Origin of the sequence: Mesorhizobium sp. M0306, from assembly GCF_040321655.1 — a bacterium.
GTDB lineage: Bacteria > Pseudomonadota > Alphaproteobacteria > Rhizobiales > Rhizobiaceae > Mesorhizobium.
Genome location: NZ_JAMYRY010000116.1, coordinates 1 through 641 on the forward strand (window position 1 = coordinate 1; position 641 = coordinate 641).

Genomic DNA, 641 nt, shown 5'->3' on the forward strand with positions numbered 1-641 from the left:
CACGCCATCGCCTGTGTACTGGAAATAACAGGAATGCCGAGTTCCGCCTCAAAGCGCGCCAGGTGCGGCACGACGGGCATTGATGTGCAGGAGAGAAAGAGCACGTCCGCCGCGGAACGTTCGACAAGGAGTTTCGCGGCCTCGAGGATAGCTCCAACGTGGAGCTCGCAGATCTCAACGTCGGTTTTGCAATCAAACACCCCATCTGCAGCGACATTGATGCCGCCTTCCCTCAGGAATGGCAGAAACTTCTGGTGGAATTCGAGTCCATAAGGGGTAAGCAGGGCGACGCGCTGGGCGTTGACGTGCTTGAGCGCCTCGATCATCGCGATCCCGGGCGACGTGTACTTTACGCCTGGCTTGGCCGTCTGCAGCTTTTCGAGGAGCGCAGGAATGCCCAGCGCTACGGTTGCACTGGTACAGCTGAACGCCAGTACATCAAAGCGATCGGCGGGCGGAAGCGTATCGGCGATGTCCCTGAATGAAGTTGGTGTCGTAAATCCCCCACCGCCATGACTGTAGCCAGTTCGAGTTGTGTAGACAGCTACTTCGTTGGAGGGCATTAGCAGCTGGAAAGCCCCCTCCCCGACTTCGTCCGAATTCAGGAGAATGAAGCCAATCCGCGCTTGCACTGCAGCAGG

General features: G+C 58.2%; 1 protein-coding gene. It reads right to left on the bottom strand.

Going from position 1 to position 641, the window contains the following annotated elements; all coding sequences use genetic code 11:
* A partial coding sequence (locus NKI95_RS34365) for a maleate cis-trans isomerase family protein (RefSeq protein ID WP_352722283.1) occupies window positions 1–641 on the bottom strand: 641 nt, incomplete at both ends.